The sequence below is a fragment of the Colwellia meonggei genome, assembly GCF_057537295.1.
The window spans coordinates 773064-789500 of sequence record NZ_BAAJLZ010000001.1 but is presented as its reverse complement, the minus strand read 5'-3'; the positions used below and the strand labels follow the sequence as shown (position 1 = coordinate 789500).

Genomic DNA, 16437 nt, shown 5'->3' with positions numbered 1-16437 from the left:
GCGATCAATAATGATAACTATTATCATTTGTAAAAAATAAAGCATTAAAGGACCCCACAGTGTTTAACTTTTATCGTACTCCGCTTGCGCTAGCTATTTTATCTACTCTTAGTACCGCATCGACCTTTGCCAATGAACCAACGAGTGAAGATAATATTGAAAGAATAGAAGTTTATGGCAAGCTGAGTCATTACTCTGCGACAAAGTCTGATACACCGATAATGGATGTTGCACGTTCGGTTAGTATTGAAGATCTTTCGCAAATTATTGATAAGGGTGCGCTAACACTTGATGACACTTTTACCTATTCTGCTGGCGTAGCAGGACAAACATACGGTTTCGCAACCCGTGGCGATTGGATTAAAGTACGTGGTTTAAATGTTCCTCAGTATCAGGATAGTTTGCAGTCATTATTTGGTAACTACAACAATACTCGACCAGATATTTTTACTTTGGAACAAGTCGAGATATTAAAGGGCCCAGCATCTGTACTTTACGGTAAAGGATCACCAGGAGGTTTAGTTAACGTAGTAAGTAAAACACCAAAATCAGAAGCGGCTCACCAAGTTGTGGTAGAAGCAGGGAACTTCAACAGAAAGCAATTAGCAATTGACTCTACTGGCACCATAGGGAGTAATGAAAACTGGCTCTATCGTTTAGTATCGGTTGTGCGAGATAGTGATACCCAAGTAAACCATGTTGAAGACAAAAGTCGCGTACTTGCCCCTTCTATTACTTGGTTAGCAAGTGATGAAACAGAAGTAACAATGCTCGTAAATTACACCGATACGGAAAGTGACACTGGCGCGCAATTTTTGCCACTTCAAGGTACTTTATTACCAGCTCCAAATGGCAAAAAAATAGCCAGTGATAGTTATTTAGGTTTTCCGGGGTTCAACAAGTATGACGCCGAAACGCTTGCTGTTACATTAATGGCGAGCCATGATATTAATGATTATTGGCAACTTTCTGCTAATGCCCGCTATACCGATGCAAGCGCTGATTATCAGCAAGCTTGGAGTACATTCTTACCAGGCGGCAATCGCTACATTTATAACCCCGATGGAAGTTTATATAAAGACGGCACTGTGCCTCGTACATTTTACCGAAACGACGCGACGTCTGAGCAAAAAGTTATAGATATACGCTTATTAGGTGAGTTTAATACTGGTGATTTAGAGCACAAGGTGTTGTTTGGCGCACAATATCAAGATGTAACAACTGATAGCGCTGGTTATTATGCATATGCACCTGGTTTAGATTTTACTACAGGCTTACCTGATAATACGTTTGGTGATTCATTATGGGTAAATGTTTTCAACCCTCAATATGTTGATGTTGACGTAGACGCACTTTTAGCACCGTATTACACAGAGAATCCTGAAACTAATTCAAAGGACCTTGGTTTTTATATTAGTGACCAAATAGATATCGACTTATGGTCGATCACCTTAGGAGCACGTTTCGACGACAGTGAAAGTGAAACCTCAGGAGATAGCCAGTCCGATTCTGAAGTTAGTTTAAGTGCTGGTGTAATTTATAAATTTGAAAATGGTGTATCACCTTACATCAACTATGCTGAGTCGTTTGAGCCCGTGATTGGTGATAATGGCCAAGGTAAATTACTTAAACCGCAACGCGGCGAACAAATAGAGCTTGGTATCAAGTATGTACCAACAGCATTTGAAGGCTTCTACACCTTAGCCTGGTTTGATATCGAACAAACGAACTTATCTGATCCCAATAGTAATCCGCAAGAGTTTCAACAACAAAGTGGTAAAGCCAAAATTAGCGGCATTGAATTTGAAAGTTTAACAGCTTTTGGAGATTTCAGACTTGAATTAAACGCCTCAAAACTCGATACCGAAAGTGCCGACGGTTACAAGCTTGATAGTGTGCCAGAAAAACAGGCATCAGCTTGGTTAAGCTATGAACCAAGCGGTAATTTCGAAGGCTTTAAGTCAGGCGTAGGCCTGCGTTATTCAGGTGAAAGTTACGACGGTACAGATACATACCGTACACCATCTTATACATTAACCGATTTAATGATTGGCTACGAAATTAACCAGTGGGACTTCGCTGTTAACATTCGTAATTTAACCGACAAAACATACTATGCAACTTGTCTTGGCCGTGGTGATTGTTTCCCAGGTGAAGAGCGTACAATTGTTGGTCGCGTAAGCTATAACTTCTAACAAGTTAATGACCGATTTATCGCTCCTTCCTTTTATTGGCGAATTTGCGGCACTGCTTCTATGCAGTGCCGGCTTTTTTTTGCTATGGCGAAACTGGCGCCAACCAAAGTCAAACAAGTGGCAGTTGTGTGCTTCTTTATTGATACTTATGGGCTCTTGGACACTTTGCATTAAATTATCTGGTGCTGAATTTGGCAGTATATACTTTCTTTGTATGTTAAGTTTTCATGCTTGGTTATTAATATTACTAACAAGAAAATCAACACCAAAGCAATTACTACCACTTCGCAACAATGCTCCTAGCTTGCCATGGAGCCGCAAGAAAAAAGTAAAACTACTTTACTACAGCTTAGCGTTATTTTTTCTCTGTGGTTTGACCGGCGTACTGGCAACCATGACCTTAGCCCGATTTTTTATTGATTCGCTCGCCACACAGCTTGCAGTTTCAGCATTAGCATTTCCTGTTTTTTGGGCACTAGCAAGTATTTGGTTATCTACCACGACTAAACTACTGCGAACTTCAATATTTATGTCAATTGCATGTGTGCTAATGGCGGGAGGCATATTCACGCTTTAGCAGTGAATTGATGATCATGAAAAAATTAAATATAAAAAAAATTATTGTTAAGAAAATGTTCGATGCCCACTCAGCTGTGGGCTTAGCTGTTGGTGCCATAATGTACCTAATTTGTTTAACAGGTAGCTTAGCTGTGTTTTATCCCGAATTTGAACGCTGGGAACAACCTGATGCCGCCGAATATAATAATTTATCACCCGCAAGCATCACACAGGCCTACCAAGAATACTTAACACAAGTTATAACACCAGAAAAGTCTGTATATGTTGTTCTGCCTACAACAGAAGTGCCACGTGCACACTTATCTGACGGTAAACAAGAATGGTGGTTAAATCAAGACGGTAGCTTAGGTAGTGTCATTAAAAAGCCATGGACAGAAATGCTACAAGAGCTACATATACAGCTGCACTTACCAGAAACTTTTGGTTTAATTGTTGTGAGTTTCTTTGGTATTTTACTTGCCCATTTAGTCATTTCCGGGGTGCTTACCCATAGTAGAATATTTAAAGACGCATTCACCTTAAATTGGGGCGGCACAGGTCAAAAGCAGCAAATTGATCTACACAATAGACTGTCTGTTTGGGGCTTACCTTTTCATGCCATGATAGCAATTACCGGTGCGTTTTTTGGTTTAGTATCAATTCTTATACTGATTGCAGCGAGTGCCTTTTATGACAATGATAGAGATGCGTTAATTGCCGATATTTACGGAGCAGAGCCAGTCATAACTGATGCTCCAGCGCTAGATATTGAACGCAGCTTTGCTAATTTAGCCATTGCTGACAGCCAAGCAACACCTATTTATGTCGTTGTGCAAAATATCACAACAAGCAAGCAATTTGTTGAAATAGCGGCGACACTGCCACAACGACTTATTTATTCAGAAATATATCAATTTCATGCTGATGGTGAATACATTGGCCAGCAAGGTATGGCTAATGGCCCTACCGGTCGACAAGCTGTTTATTCTGTTTATCGTTTACACTTCGGCCATTTCGGTAATTTAGCAGTCAAAATTGTTTATTTGGTACTGGGTCTAGCGTTAACTTATATCAGTGTCTCTGGTATTAATATTTGGCTAAATAAACGAGGAAAAGTTGATAATATTAATTACCTTTGGAGCAGCTTTGTTTACGGAACACCGTTCGCCCTTTCTGCATCTTTAATGACTAGTATATTATTTGATGTTTCAGCACACCAAAGTTTTTGGTTCGTTTTAGTTGCTAGCCTGTTGGTTGCAGGGCTGCTAAAAAATGTCAGTAAAATTCGCTACAGTTTAGTTATTTGCACTGTAGGAGTATTGCTAATTACGCTAGTCGTTTATGGTATTAATTACGGTAAGCTAATATTAATTCCTGCAATTACTACCATCAATATCTGCCTATTACTTTACGTTGCGTTAATGATATTACACAGCCGTCAATTGAAGAATGAACAGAGAAAAATTATAAACTAAAGTTAATTCACAGTATTAATAGTCATAAAAAAGCGCTGTGTAAAACAGCGCTTTTGCTTCGGTTGGGTTTTCTCGTTACGTTAGCTCATTGTGCTTGCTAACCATATACTTAACATTCATGGTGAATACTGACATAGATTAAAGTACTCGCTAACATTTGTTATTAACTAAATTGGTTAGAAGTATTTTTAGCTCCACCGGCCTTTAAAGCATTTTCGCCGGCAAAATATTCCTTATGGTCATCACCAATATCTGAGCCCGACATATTTTGATGCTTAACACAGGCAATACCTTGACGAATTTCTTTACGTTGTACACCTTCTACATAACCTAACATTGCAGCATCACCAAAATATTCTTTCGCTAAATTATCAACAGATAATGCCGTTGTATGGTAAGTTGGCAATGTAATTAAATGGTGGAAAATGCCCGCTTCGCGTGATGTGTCAACTTGGAAGCTACGGATTTTATCATCTGCACGAGCTGATAATTCAGAGTCATCATAATCAACATTCATTAGGTCTTCACGAACATAACCAGAAACATCTTCACCAGCTGTAACCATTGCGTCATAGGCTTGTTGACGGAAATTAAGGGTCCAGTTAAAAGAAGGACTGTTGTTATAAACAAGCTTAGCATTTGGTATTACTTTTCGTACGTCATTCATCATTGCTGTAATATCAGCAACATTTGGTGTCGCGGTTTCAATCCACAGTAAATCTGCACCCGCTTTAATCGCTTCAATACTATCAAAAACACAACGCTCTTCGCCTGTACCAGTGCGGAATTGATACAAGCCAGAAGGTAAGCGCTTAGGACGAACAAGTTTACCATTACGGTTTAAACAAACATCACCTTCAGCCATATCGGCAACATCAATTTCTTCAACATCTAAGAAAGAATTATATTGGTCACCTTGATCACCTGGTTCTTTTACTACTGCAATTTCTTTGGTTAGACCCGCTCCCTCTGAATCAGTACGCGCGACAATAATACCGTTATCAATGCCTAATTCTAAAAAGGCATGGCGTAATGCTCGAATTTTTGCATGAAAGTCTGCATGAGGTACTGTTACCTTGCCGTCTTGGTGTCCACATTGTTTTTCATCTGCAACTTGGTTTTCAATTTGCAACGCACAAGCACCTGCTTCAATCATCTGCTTAGCCATTAAATATGTTGCTTCTGCGTTACCAAACCCGGCATCGATATCGGCAATGATTGGCACGACATGTGTTTCATAATTATCAATTTGCGATTGAATATCAGCAACGGCTGCTGAATCTCCTAATTCATTGGCCTTATCTAACGCTCTGAATAAACCACCTAATTCACGAGCATCGGCTTGACGAAGGAAGGTATACAACTCTTCTACTAATGAAGCAACGCTAGTTTTTTCATGCATCGACTGATCAGGTAATGGTCCAAATTCACTACGAAGTGCCGCTACCATCCACCCTGATAAATATAAATACCTACGTTTTGTGCTGCCAAAATGCTTCTTAATAGAGATCAGTTTTTGTTGTCCAACAAAACCATGCCAGCAACCCAACGACTGCGTATATTTAGTGTTATCGGCATCATAAGCCTCCATATCTGAACGCATAATATCAGCAGTATATTGAGCGATATCTAAGCCCGTTTTAAATTTATTTTGGGCTCTCATTCGAGCAACTGACTCAGGATTAATGGCATCCCAAGAGCTACCAGCTTGTTCTTTTATTGCTTTAACTGCTTCAATTGCACTTTGATAATTAGACATAACACCTTCTCCGTAGTCTTCACTGACTCTTGTTTTAAGTTGGTAATGTAACGAGCACTGTAAGCTGTCACATCGAACTACATAAATACTACTCCGAGGCAAAAACATTTATGAAATATATATTAATTATCACCATCATTCACACGAAAAATATTGGTGTATTAGCTCTATATCAATAAACCAATTAATACAATAAACTCAAACAGATAGAAGCCTCCTACTTTTATATCTCACGAAATCAAGCCAGTGATTTTTTTGCTGGTTTTGCGAAATTTACTTGCTTATCAAGATAAGTCATGACATATATTTAGGTTATGTTTTTGTTTTAAATTATTAATGATATGAATATCTCAAAAATCGATTTGAATTTACTTATTTACCTCGATGTTTTACTTCGAGAAAAAAATGTTACTCGTGCAGCAAGCCAGTTAAACATCACACAGCCGGCAATGAGTAATGGCTTAAAGCGATTAAGAACACTATTTAACGACCCAATATTAGTGCGTACTTCTGACGGTATGGTGCCAACAGAACGAGCCAGAGCCTTAGCGCCTGCCATTAGAAAAATTCTTTTAGAATTAGAAGAAGCCTTGCAAGGTGAAGAAGAATTTAATGAGCAACATAGCCAACGTGTTTTTCGTATTATGGCCAGTGATTACGCAGCCTCAACACTGTTACCTAAATTGCTAAAGCGCATTAATCAAATAGCACCAAATGTGACTATTGATATCATGACCCCTAGTGATGTTACCTTCCATGATGTTGAAGCGGGTAAAATTGATATGGCGATCAACCGTTTTGATGAACTGCCACAATCCTTCCATCAAAAAACCATTTGGCGTGATTCATTTTCCTGTTTATTAAGTGCAGACAACCCTGTGGTATCAAAGTTTAATCTCAACACTTACTTATCAGCTAAGCATGTTTGGGTATCTAAAACTGGCTTTGGTGTTGGTGTTGGTATGGACCCAAAAGATGTTCAAAAGCTTGGCTGGGTTGATGAAGCTCTCGCAAGGCTAGGGAAAAAACGTGACATAAAAGTATTTACCCGTAATTACCACGTAGCAATGCAATTAGCTTTTGAAGATGAACTTGTTGCTACTTTGCCAACTCGTGCCGCGCTAATTCATAAAACAGATAGTAACTTCACCATATTGAAACCACCATTTGATATTCCAGACATTGAACTTAAAATGATTTGGAGCCCATTGCTACATCATGATGCTAGTCATATTTGGTTCCGTCAGTTAGTAATTGAAGCAGCGAATGCTGGTCAATAGCAACTAGATATTATCGGCAATGACACTGCTAAAAAACAATATTATTAATGCATTATATAGCGCTTTAGCACTACTTATTTGTGTTCTGCTCGGGCGTGCTACAGCTTATCTTCTCCCATTGCTACCGAGTAGCCTTTATGGCTTAATTATTTTTACGCTTGCACTGCATTTTAGGGTGTTTAATGCGGAAAGGATCAAAAGTAGTGTTGTTTGGTCTATCAAACATATGGGAATATGTTTTGTACCTGCTGGAGTTGGCATAATCAACCATTTAGATTTAGTAAAACAACACGGCATTGCGATTATACTCATCACATTTTCAACCACTTTTCTACTGCTTAGTGCGGTAGGCTTTTTATACCAGCAATATGAAAACTCTAAGGAGTAGCAATTAGTATTTTCATGGACGTTTCACTTAGCCAACTACTTTACTCCGTACTAGCAATTTCAGCAACGATCAGTGTCTATCAATTAGCTGCTGTGCTACAAAATAAGTTGGACGCCATTTGGTTACAGCCTATGCTGGTAACCATTGTAGCAACCATTGCTATATTAATTTGGCAAGGCATTGCTTTTAATCAGTATTTTAACAGCACATGGGGACTCAATGCCCTACTCGAACCTGCTGTTGTTGCCCTTGGTTTTCCGCTATATCAACATTTAGAAAAAGTAAAAAAGCAGTGGAAAAGTATCGTTTTAGTATTATTTCTTGGTACGTTATTCGCCATTGTTAGCAGCTTTTTAATCACTATGTTGCTTGTTGCGGACTACTCCATTGCTGTTGCACTGTCACTAAAGTCAGTTACGACACCTATTGCTATTGCAATTGTTGAGCAACTAAATGGCAACGTCGCTATTACGGCTTTTGCGATTATTCTAGCCGGCTTTTTTGGCGCTATCATTGGCCCTAAATGGTTAATTTTTATCAAAGTAACCTCACCAAAAGCGCAAGGATTGGCCATTGGTTCGGCAAGCCACGCCATAGGCACCACAACTATCAGCAATATAAGTTATGAACACGCCGCATTTAGCTCATTGGCATTGATTGTTTCAGCAGTGATCACCGCGATTATCAGTCCATTCATCATTTCATTTTTGGCGCTATTAGTTTAGATTATTTACTTAAGTAGCTCTTTTATCATTCAAAAGCAGTACAGTTTTTTATTAATTTAATAGTACTACTCGTCATGTTTCACTTTTTACTTCACTTTGTAACCCCTTCTTAAAATTCACCTTATGAATACCAAGCATAACAATAAACAATATGATGAATAAAACTATTAATCACTGTTAACACTGCAATATAAAACATTAATTATCAACAACTTAAAATAAACAATAATTTATATGCATTGAGTTTAAAAAATAATCGCGCATAACTCGCCTGCCTCGCTATTGCATCGAGACGACAATCTTTTTACATTGCAGCTATTAGTATTCAATTCGATTAAAGGCAAGAAAACTTTCTTTAATACTTTCAAACAGGTGCTTTATGACGACAAGAATCTCAACTGCCAATATGCAGGTTGCTAAAAACTTATATGACTTTATTGAAACTCGTGTATTACCAGGCACTAACATAGTTTCTGAAAACTTCTGGCAAGGTTTTGCAAAACTCGTCACTGACTTAACTCCGAAAAACAAAGCTTTATTAGTAAAGCGTCAAAACCTGCAAGAAAAAATTAGTGAATATCATCAAACACATCAAGGCGAAAGCTTTAACTTTGCAGACTATAAGAGCTTTCTCAAAAATATTGGTTATTTAGTACCTGACGTAGCTGACTTTACCATTTCAACATCACAAGTAGATGGTGAATTAGCTACGATGGCTGGACCTCAACTTGTAGTACCGGTAATGAACGCACGCTTTGCCTTAAATGCTGTAAATGCCCGCTGGGGTAGTTTGTATGATGCCTTATACGGTTCAGACGTTATTAGTGAAGATGGTGGAGCAGAAAGATCCGCTCATTATAATCCCGCACGAGGCGCAAAAGTTGTCAGCTTTGGCAGAGAATTTTTAGATCAAACATTGCCACTTGCTAATGGCTCGCACCGCGATGCAACAAACTATCAAATTATTAACAATACTTTACTTGTTACCTTAAACGGTGGTCAGCAAAGTCAATTAACTACTCCTGCTCTACTGCAAGGTTATAACGGTGCAGCAGAGTCGCCAATTGAGCTGCTGTTCAAGCACCATGGCTTATTGTTTACTATTGAGTTTAACCGCGATAGCTCAATTGCCAAAACAGACAATGCCGGAATTAGTGACATTAAGCTGGAATCGGCACTAACTACCATAATGGATTGTGAAGATTCAATTGCTGCTGTTGATGCTGATGACAAATTACTCGCTTATCAGAATTGGCTGGGACTAAACACTGGAACTTTGTCAGAAACATTTGAAAAGTCTGGTAAAACGGTCACTCGTAAGATGCAACAAGACAAAGATTTTAAAGCGCTTAACGGCGAAAGTATGACGGTAAAAAGTCGAAGTGTAATGTTTGTTCGCAACGTCGGACATTTAATGACTAACAACGCTATTCTCGATAGTAACGGCCAAGAAATTCCAGAGGGGATCATGGACGCAGTTATTACCTCGTTAATCGCGTTACATGATATTCGTCAAAACGGTTCGTCAAATTCGCCGCTCAAAAATAGTGAAACTGGCTCAGTTTACATTGTAAAGCCTAAAATGCATGGGCCTGAAGAGGTTGCATTTGCCAATGAGCTGTTCAATGCAGTTGAAGACTTATTGTTATTACCTAGAAACACATTAAAAATGGGAATAATGGACGAAGAACGTCGCACTAGTATTAACTTAAAAGCGTGCGTACATGCGGCAAAAGAACGTGTGGTGTTTATTAATACAGGCTTTTTAGATAGAACTGGTGATGAAATTCACACATCGATGGCAGCCGGAGCAATGGCGAGAAAGGCCGATATTAAATTAACCAAATGGATATCAGCCTACGAAGACAACAATGTTGATGTAGGTTTGGCTTGTGGTTTTAGTGGCAAAGCACAAATAGGCAAAGGCATGTGGCCAGTACCAGATCAAATGGCTAATATGTTAGCAACTAAAATTAATCATGTAGAAGCTGGTGCAAATACTGCTTGGGTGCCATCACCAACAGCGGCAACTTTACATGCATTGCATTATCATAATGTTGATGTGTTTACTTTACAGCAGGAGTTAATAAACCGTACTCCTGCCAATGTTGATGATATTCTCACTATTCCGCTTGCAGAGAACAGCCAATGGAGTGAAAGCGAAATAACAGCAGAGCTAGATAACAATGCTCAAGGTATTCTAGGTTATGTTGTACGTTGGATTGATCAGGGGGTTGGCTGTTCAAAAGTACCGGATATTAATAATGTCGGCTTAATGGAAGACAGAGCAACGTTGCGAATTTCTAGTCAACATATGGCTAACTGGCTACAACACAATATATGCACTCAAGAACAAGTGCTAGCAAGTTTGAAAAAAATGGCTAAAGTAGTTGATCAACAAAACCAATTAGATCCTAATTATCACGCTATGGCAGATAATTTTGAAAACAACATTGCTTTTCAAACCGCTCTATCGTTAGTTTTTCAAGGTCATCAGCAGCCTAATGGCTATACCGAACCTTTACTTCATAAAAATCGGTTATTATTTAAAGCCTCACAGCCTTAACTTTGCAATGTGTTATCAACAAAGATCAGCCGTTAGCATGCTGATCTTTTCTTGTTGAAGAACAAATTAACATTTTCAGAATAGTTAGTTTGTAAAAATATATTTAAAAAATGAAATTTATTATCGATTATCGAACTCATATTAATGAGAGCTGTACAATTATAAAACAACCAGAGTGATTTATAAACAAGGAGTAATCTCAACAATTAGCGTAGGATAAAAACTATATTCTTGTTGTTTATCGGAAAAATTAGACGTTTTACCTTATTACAGTCGCGTAAAGATAAATTCCAATCTATATTGATTTGTAACACAATGGTACAATGATCACATCAAGGAAAGATCTAGGATAGATATTTGATGAGGAATGCAAAATGAACAGACCAACTAAAATCGGCTTAGTTAGCTCTATTTTTGTTATCACAGGACTATGTGGTTCACTGTCACAAGCTGCGCCGGAAGTGAAAAATAACGCACAGCAATATGCTAGCGCTACAAATTCACTTAGCCAGCAATCAATAGCGAATACGATTAGCTACAGCTACACTTACCCAAGCATTACTAGTGAAGTTTTTGCCGAAAGTAATAGTTTCGCATTACCATCATTATCAAAAAATTCGCGTAAGCCAATGCGAGGCATTCAAGTAGCTGACTTTGCTCATGTAACACCTGATCGATTTGAAAAAAAGAATGTAATTTTTGAATTCGCTGCTAAATTCAACGATAAATTACAGCAAATTCTCGCTATTTTTGATTTTTCCTCTACTGAAGCTATGGCTAGCAAAGAAAACTCGAGCCAGAAAAGTCAAAAAAGAAAAATAAACTTAAGCAGTAATATCGGAAACTGCATTGCCAGTAAAAAGTAGCTAATTAGTTAGCTTACAAAAAAAGCCGCTATTGCGGCTTTTTTTGTGTTAATAAATCTATGTCTTCATAACTTATCGAAATTAGAACTGATAGGCTTGTCCTTTCTTCATTAAACTTGCTGCGTTAATTTTATCTGCCGAGCAACTTGTAATATCCTTTTTGCTAAACACTAAAATACTATCTTTATATCGACGACCAGACTTATCTCCAGCTGACTTTAAAATAACGCTAACATGTTCACTGTTTGGCAGTGCTCTTAAACCATTACCATATAAGCATAGAGTTTCAGTTAAGCTAGCAGTTAATTGCTGATAGTAATCAACACGCTCTTTTGCTCTTGTTGCTTGCTGAGCCTTTTGTTCTGCAGCCACTTTATCACTACGTTGTGCTAGCTTACGTTTGCTAGCACGTAACTTTTCTTCTTTTTGTGCCAGCTTAGCTAAATCCTGCTTTAGTTCTTTTGTATGTTGCTCATTGGCACGAGCAAGCTGGTAATTTAAGTCTCTTTTTTCACGCTCTAAATCACGTAGCTTGTACGCTAAATCACGCTGTTCTTCGCGCAACTCTCGCGTTTGTTCTCGATTTCTTTCAAACACTTCTACGACTCTTTCATACCCCACGGCAGCAGTTTCCAAAGCTTGTGTCACTGTTTCATTAATATTGATATCATAATTTTCTTCAAAGTCTTCATTCACTGATGGCGCAATCGGCGCAACGGGCATAATCGGCATTTCAGGCATAGAAAAATTGAAATTATAGTTGCCCCATTGGCGATTATTAGCTGCTGCACTAATAGTAAAAATAACCCCTTGGCCCCGTAAATATGTACTTTGAATACTATTAATTTTTGTGCCTTGACGTGATGACTTATCCGACACTGATGACTTGATAATGTCACTCATGATCGAAAGTTGCTTATACATACGTTGGTACTCATCAGCGTCATTATCCGCTGCAAAGCACACGCCATTCATAAATAAACACGGTAAAACCAATGCTGTCGATAACTTACTTAAATTTTTCATGCCTTACTCCTCAGAAATCCAATTAGCTGGTGTGGTATTGTGATCTTTTTGATTCATACCAAAACCGTTGATATTTTTACGTTGAGACGCGTTGTTGTAATTAATCGCTTGCTCAAGTTGCTGATATTTAATTTTTTGATCCAGTAATTCGTCTTTGCGCTGAGCGTTAATATATTGAATAAAATCACTTATATCTTCTTTTCGCTCTTGTCGCGATGCCCCCATAATATAACTGGCAAGTTGTAAGTTATTATCTTGCTGCTGTACCTTAATGTCTGCAGCATAGTTGGCTAATACCACTTGCTGTTCTTGTGCAAAACCTTGCAACTTCTCATCAACTAGAGCTGCGACTTTTCGCTGCTCTAGTTGGGAATTATTACCTGCAAAACTCAGTAAAACACCACCATCCTGCAAAACTAACTCAACTCTAAATAACACTAAGGCAATAGCCATTACCGAAAATGCCATCGACAGCGCTGGTAAACCTCGCCATTGCCAAAAAGACACTTTATTGCTATGAAAACTGCTAGTTCGATCCCAGTTTGGCACTTCTACATCCGGCGTCACCTCTACTTGATGATTTATAAAGTGTGCGGTGTTTTGTCGTTGTTGCCATAAAGTGTTTTCATCGACATTGTGATCACCTGGCTTGCCGTCAAGCCAGTTAGCAAATTCTTGCTCTAACTCTTCTTTATTTGACATACTCTATCTCCAAGTGTCCTTTTAATTTATCTAAGGCGCTGTACAGGCGTGACTTTGCGGTATTTACCGAAATCCCTAATTGCTCAGCTATATCATCAAAAGTGCAATGCTGGAAAAATTTTAATTCAACAACTAACTTTTGGTTAACAGGCAATAATTGCATAGCGCCGTGCAACATATTGGCTTGTTGCCCATTGTACATATTAGCTTCAGGGCATATATCATCCGCTTGCTCCTCTTGCTCAGGTATGTCATCTAACGACTGTGTTGGCTTTTTCCTACGATAAAACTCAATACAGCGATAATGGGCAATTTTAAACATCCAGCCCTTAAATGGGCTATCACCTCTAAATGATGGTAAGTTACGAAATACCGCGACAAAAACATCCTGCATTAAGTCCATAGCATCGTCAGGGTTACTGACCATGCGCAAGGTATAGTTATACAAGTTCTTTTCGTAGCGCTTCACTAGCGTTACCCAGGCTGACTTTTTTCCTTTTAGCGCCTGCTTTACTAGCGTTTCATCGCTTCGTTCAAACACGTATTGTCCCTGTTTTTATTGAATTAACTCGCTTTCTTATAAGTAAGGTAGCTATTAGTTTTAAAATAGTTTGAAAATAATTAAATTATTTTCCATCTAATTATTTAGATAACAATCACTACAGTATATCGCCTTAAATTCATTAAAAGCCTTATTATTCAATTAGAAAGCTTTTAACATGTTAACTATTTTATTTTTCATAACAAATAAGTTACAGTCCGAGTGCACCAATAACAATAATTAAAATAGGAATTAAAATGTTAAGAGCGTCAGCACGTCATATATTGGTAGATACTGAAGAGCAATGTCTAACATTAAAACAAAAAATAGAGGCAGGAGAAGAGTTTACTTCGATTGCTAAAGAACACTCAAATTGCCCGTCAAAAATGCAAGGTGGCGCATTGGGTTCATTTGGTCGTGGCCAAATGGTGCAAGAGTTTGATGAAGTGGTTTTTAGTGCAGAATTAAATAAAGTGCAAGGCCCTGTAAAAACCCAATTTGGTTTTCACTTAGTTGAAGTAACTGCACGCAGCGAATAATCACCAACATTAAACGCAACTATAAACTTACAGATAAATTAAATATAAAAAAGCGAAAGTAATCTACTTTCGCTTTTTCATTTTATCAAACTAACTATTTATTTTTAAACCAACGTTTAATCTTATCGCGACGTAAATTCAATAAAAATACAGTTATAATAATATAAATTCCCGGTTCAATAATTTCCGACTTTACTGACCATAAAAAGTGTAAAGCTATTAATAAACTTGCCACATACACCCAATTATGTAATTTCTGCCAGCTTTTACCCATTTTACGTTTTATAGTATTTAATGATGTTACAGCCAATGACAATAAAATAATCAACGCTGCCATACCAACGGTGATATAAGGTCGCTCAATAATTTCACCTAAAAATAAAGCGAAATCAAATTGCACTTCAAAAGCTAGAAAACTCAATAAATGCATTAATGCATAAGTAAAACTATATAAACCAAGTAATCGTCGAGTTTGCAGCAAATAACCTTGTCGATAGTTTTTTGCTATAGGTGTTAAGAGCAGTGAAATTAACAACAAGTTAAATGCACCAATACCGGTAAAGTGAATCACTTCTTTTACTGGATCTGCGCCAAGTTGGTCACTAAAGGCCAAAAAATAGAGTGCAAATAACGGCAAAAACGACATCAAGTGAATTACTATTTTTAGCAAAAGTACCCTATTGCTTAAAAATACCTGTTTAAACGTGATATTGTTCACAACGGTTGCACTCATTAATAGTATTTCCTCAAGTCCATACCTTTATACATTTCAGCAACTTCTTCGCCATAGCCATTAAATGGTAAAGTAGCAATACGATTACGAGCTAACAACCCGCCTGTGGTTAAGCGCCTTTCACTTGCTTGACTCCACCGCGGATGGTCAACAGCTGGATTTACATTGGCATAAAAGCCATATTCACGTGCAGCAAGTATGTTCCAAGTTGTTGGTGGTTGTTTCTCGACTAACTTAATACCAACAATAGATTTAATACTTTTAAAACCATATTTCCATGGAACGACTAAGCGAATCGGCGCACCATTTTGTGCTGGTAGTGTTTTTCCGTATAAACCTACGCTCATCAATGTTAACGGATTCATAGCTTCATCAATTCGTAAGCCTTCAACATACGGATATTTGATACCACCTCCAATACGGCGGCTTTTCTGTCCTGGCATTTGCTCGGGATCATATAAGGTTTCAAAGGCTACATATTTTGCTCTAGAATTTGGCGCAGCTTTCTTAATTAACTCTGCTAATGGAAAACCAATCCAAGGTATAACCATCGACCAAGCTTCTACACAACGTAAACGATAAATTCTTTCTTCAAGCGGAAAACTACTAAATAAGTCGTCATAATCTAGTGTATAAGGTTTATCTACTTCACCAGAAATCTTTAATTGCCAAGGGTTAACTTTGAATTCTTGTGCATTCTCAACTGGATCGCCTTTAGCTGTGCCAAATTCGTAAAAGTTGTTATGAGAAGTGACTTTAGCTTCTGGCGTTAAAATTTCGCTAGATTCACTGGCCTTTTGAAAGTTTAATGCTCGTTGTTGAAATACAACATCTTTTTTACTACTAAAGAAATCTAATGGAGCTGCGTTCGCAGATTGGACCAATAAGCTACCCGCACCAAGGAAACCAAGTTGCTTTAGAACACTACGACGAGAGTGATAAAGGTTTTCGTCTGTAACTTGTTGTTCTGATATATCGGAGCTTTTTATTGTTTTAATTAACATATTTACCTCTAATTGGCCTAAATACCTACCGATAAATAGACCTAATTAGCGCTAAAAAAATTCTTAATTAAATATAAAAA

15 protein-coding genes are annotated in these 16437 nt (G+C 37.9%); 9 read left to right on the top strand and 6 right to left on the bottom strand.

Translation table 11 applies throughout. The annotated features are described in order from the left end of the window. Nucleotides 1–59: 59 nt before the first annotated feature. The 3 genes from AC27E9_RS03510 to AC27E9_RS03500 are packed head-to-tail and all read left to right on the top strand — an operon-like array spanning nucleotide 60 to nucleotide 4228. Nucleotides 60–2195, top strand: a complete 2136-nt coding sequence (locus tag AC27E9_RS03510; protein ID WP_487127299.1) for a TonB-dependent siderophore receptor — start codon at nucleotides 60–62, stop codon at nucleotides 2193–2195. Nucleotides 2196–2202: 7 nt separating this feature from the next. Continuing rightward, nucleotides 2203–2772 (top strand): hypothetical protein, encoded by a 570-nt coding sequence (locus AC27E9_RS03505; RefSeq protein WP_487127297.1) that lies wholly within the window; start codon nucleotides 2203–2205, stop codon nucleotides 2770–2772. Between the two features lie 16 nt (nucleotides 2773–2788). Continuing rightward, nucleotides 2789–4228 (top strand): PepSY-associated TM helix domain-containing protein, encoded by a 1440-nt coding sequence (locus AC27E9_RS03500; RefSeq protein ID WP_487127295.1) that lies wholly within the window; start codon nucleotides 2789–2791, stop codon nucleotides 4226–4228. A gap of 163 nt (nucleotides 4229–4391) precedes the next feature. Here the strand turns inward: AC27E9_RS03500 and AC27E9_RS03495 are convergent, their stop codons facing one another. Continuing rightward, the gene (locus AC27E9_RS03495; RefSeq protein WP_487127293.1) at nucleotides 4392–5987 is read right to left on the bottom strand and encodes an isocitrate lyase; all 1596 of its coding nucleotides are present in this window, start codon (nucleotides 5985–5987) and stop codon (nucleotides 4392–4394) included. 341 nt (nucleotides 5988–6328) lie between these two features. On the opposite strand from AC27E9_RS03495, the gene AC27E9_RS03490 reads away from it, so the two are divergent. From AC27E9_RS03490 to AC27E9_RS03470, 5 genes are all read left to right on the top strand, one after another. After that, a complete protein-coding gene (locus AC27E9_RS03490) occupies nucleotides 6329–7267 on the top strand; it encodes a LysR family transcriptional regulator (RefSeq protein ID WP_487127291.1) in 939 nt (312 codons plus the stop codon). A gap of 19 nt (nucleotides 7268–7286) precedes the next feature. After that, nucleotides 7287–7655, top strand: a complete 369-nt coding sequence (locus tag AC27E9_RS03485; RefSeq protein ID WP_487127289.1) for a CidA/LrgA family protein — start codon at nucleotides 7287–7289, stop codon at nucleotides 7653–7655. 14 nt (nucleotides 7656–7669) lie between these two features. Beyond that, nucleotides 7670–8380, top strand: coding sequence for an LrgB family protein (locus AC27E9_RS03480; RefSeq protein WP_487127287.1), 711 nt, complete (start codon nucleotides 7670–7672; stop codon nucleotides 8378–8380). Nucleotides 8381–8759: 379 nt separating this feature from the next. After that, nucleotides 8760–10946, top strand: a complete 2187-nt coding sequence (locus AC27E9_RS03475; protein ID WP_487127285.1) for a malate synthase G — start codon at nucleotides 8760–8762, stop codon at nucleotides 10944–10946. 374 nt (nucleotides 10947–11320) lie between these two features. After that, the gene (locus AC27E9_RS03470; protein ID WP_487127283.1) at nucleotides 11321–11812 is read left to right on the top strand and encodes a hypothetical protein; all 492 of its coding nucleotides are present in this window, start codon (nucleotides 11321–11323) and stop codon (nucleotides 11810–11812) included. A gap of 81 nt (nucleotides 11813–11893) precedes the next feature. Here the strand turns inward: AC27E9_RS03470 and AC27E9_RS03465 are convergent, their stop codons facing one another. From AC27E9_RS03465 to AC27E9_RS03455, 3 genes are read right to left on the bottom strand one after another with little or no spacing between them, the layout of a single operon-like run. Continuing rightward, nucleotides 11894–12838 carry a hypothetical protein gene (locus AC27E9_RS03465; RefSeq protein WP_487127281.1) on the bottom strand — a complete coding sequence of 315 codons (945 nt, stop codon included), beginning with the start codon at nucleotides 12836–12838 and terminating at the stop codon, nucleotides 11894–11896. Nucleotides 12839–12841: 3 nt separating this feature from the next. Further along, complete coding sequence (locus AC27E9_RS03460; RefSeq protein ID WP_487127279.1) at nucleotides 12842–13540, bottom strand: hypothetical protein; 699 nt, start codon at nucleotides 13538–13540, stop codon at nucleotides 12842–12844. Further along, entirely contained in the window at nucleotides 13530–14081 is a 552-nt protein-coding gene (locus tag AC27E9_RS03455) for an RNA polymerase sigma factor (RefSeq protein ID WP_487127277.1), read from the bottom strand. The genes AC27E9_RS03460 and AC27E9_RS03455 overlap by 11 nt, the downstream gene beginning before the upstream one ends. Before the next feature lie 257 nt (nucleotides 14082–14338). Between AC27E9_RS03455 and AC27E9_RS03450 the strand changes: the two genes are divergently transcribed. After that, complete coding sequence (locus AC27E9_RS03450; RefSeq protein ID WP_487127276.1) at nucleotides 14339–14620, top strand: peptidylprolyl isomerase; 282 nt, start codon at nucleotides 14339–14341, stop codon at nucleotides 14618–14620. Between the two features lie 94 nt (nucleotides 14621–14714). Here AC27E9_RS03450 and msrQ read toward each other — a convergent pair whose 3' ends face one another. Together msrQ and msrP are read right to left on the bottom strand one after the other, a co-directional pair. Further along, a complete protein-coding gene (gene msrQ, locus AC27E9_RS03445) occupies nucleotides 14715–15353 on the bottom strand; it encodes a protein-methionine-sulfoxide reductase heme-binding subunit MsrQ (RefSeq protein ID WP_487127274.1) in 639 nt (212 codons plus the stop codon). Further along, complete coding sequence (msrP, locus tag AC27E9_RS03440; protein ID WP_487127272.1) at nucleotides 15353–16357, bottom strand: protein-methionine-sulfoxide reductase catalytic subunit MsrP; 1005 nt, start codon at nucleotides 16355–16357, stop codon at nucleotides 15353–15355. Before msrP ends, msrQ begins: the two co-directional genes overlap by 1 nt. Between the last annotated feature and the right edge of the window lie 80 nt (nucleotides 16358–16437).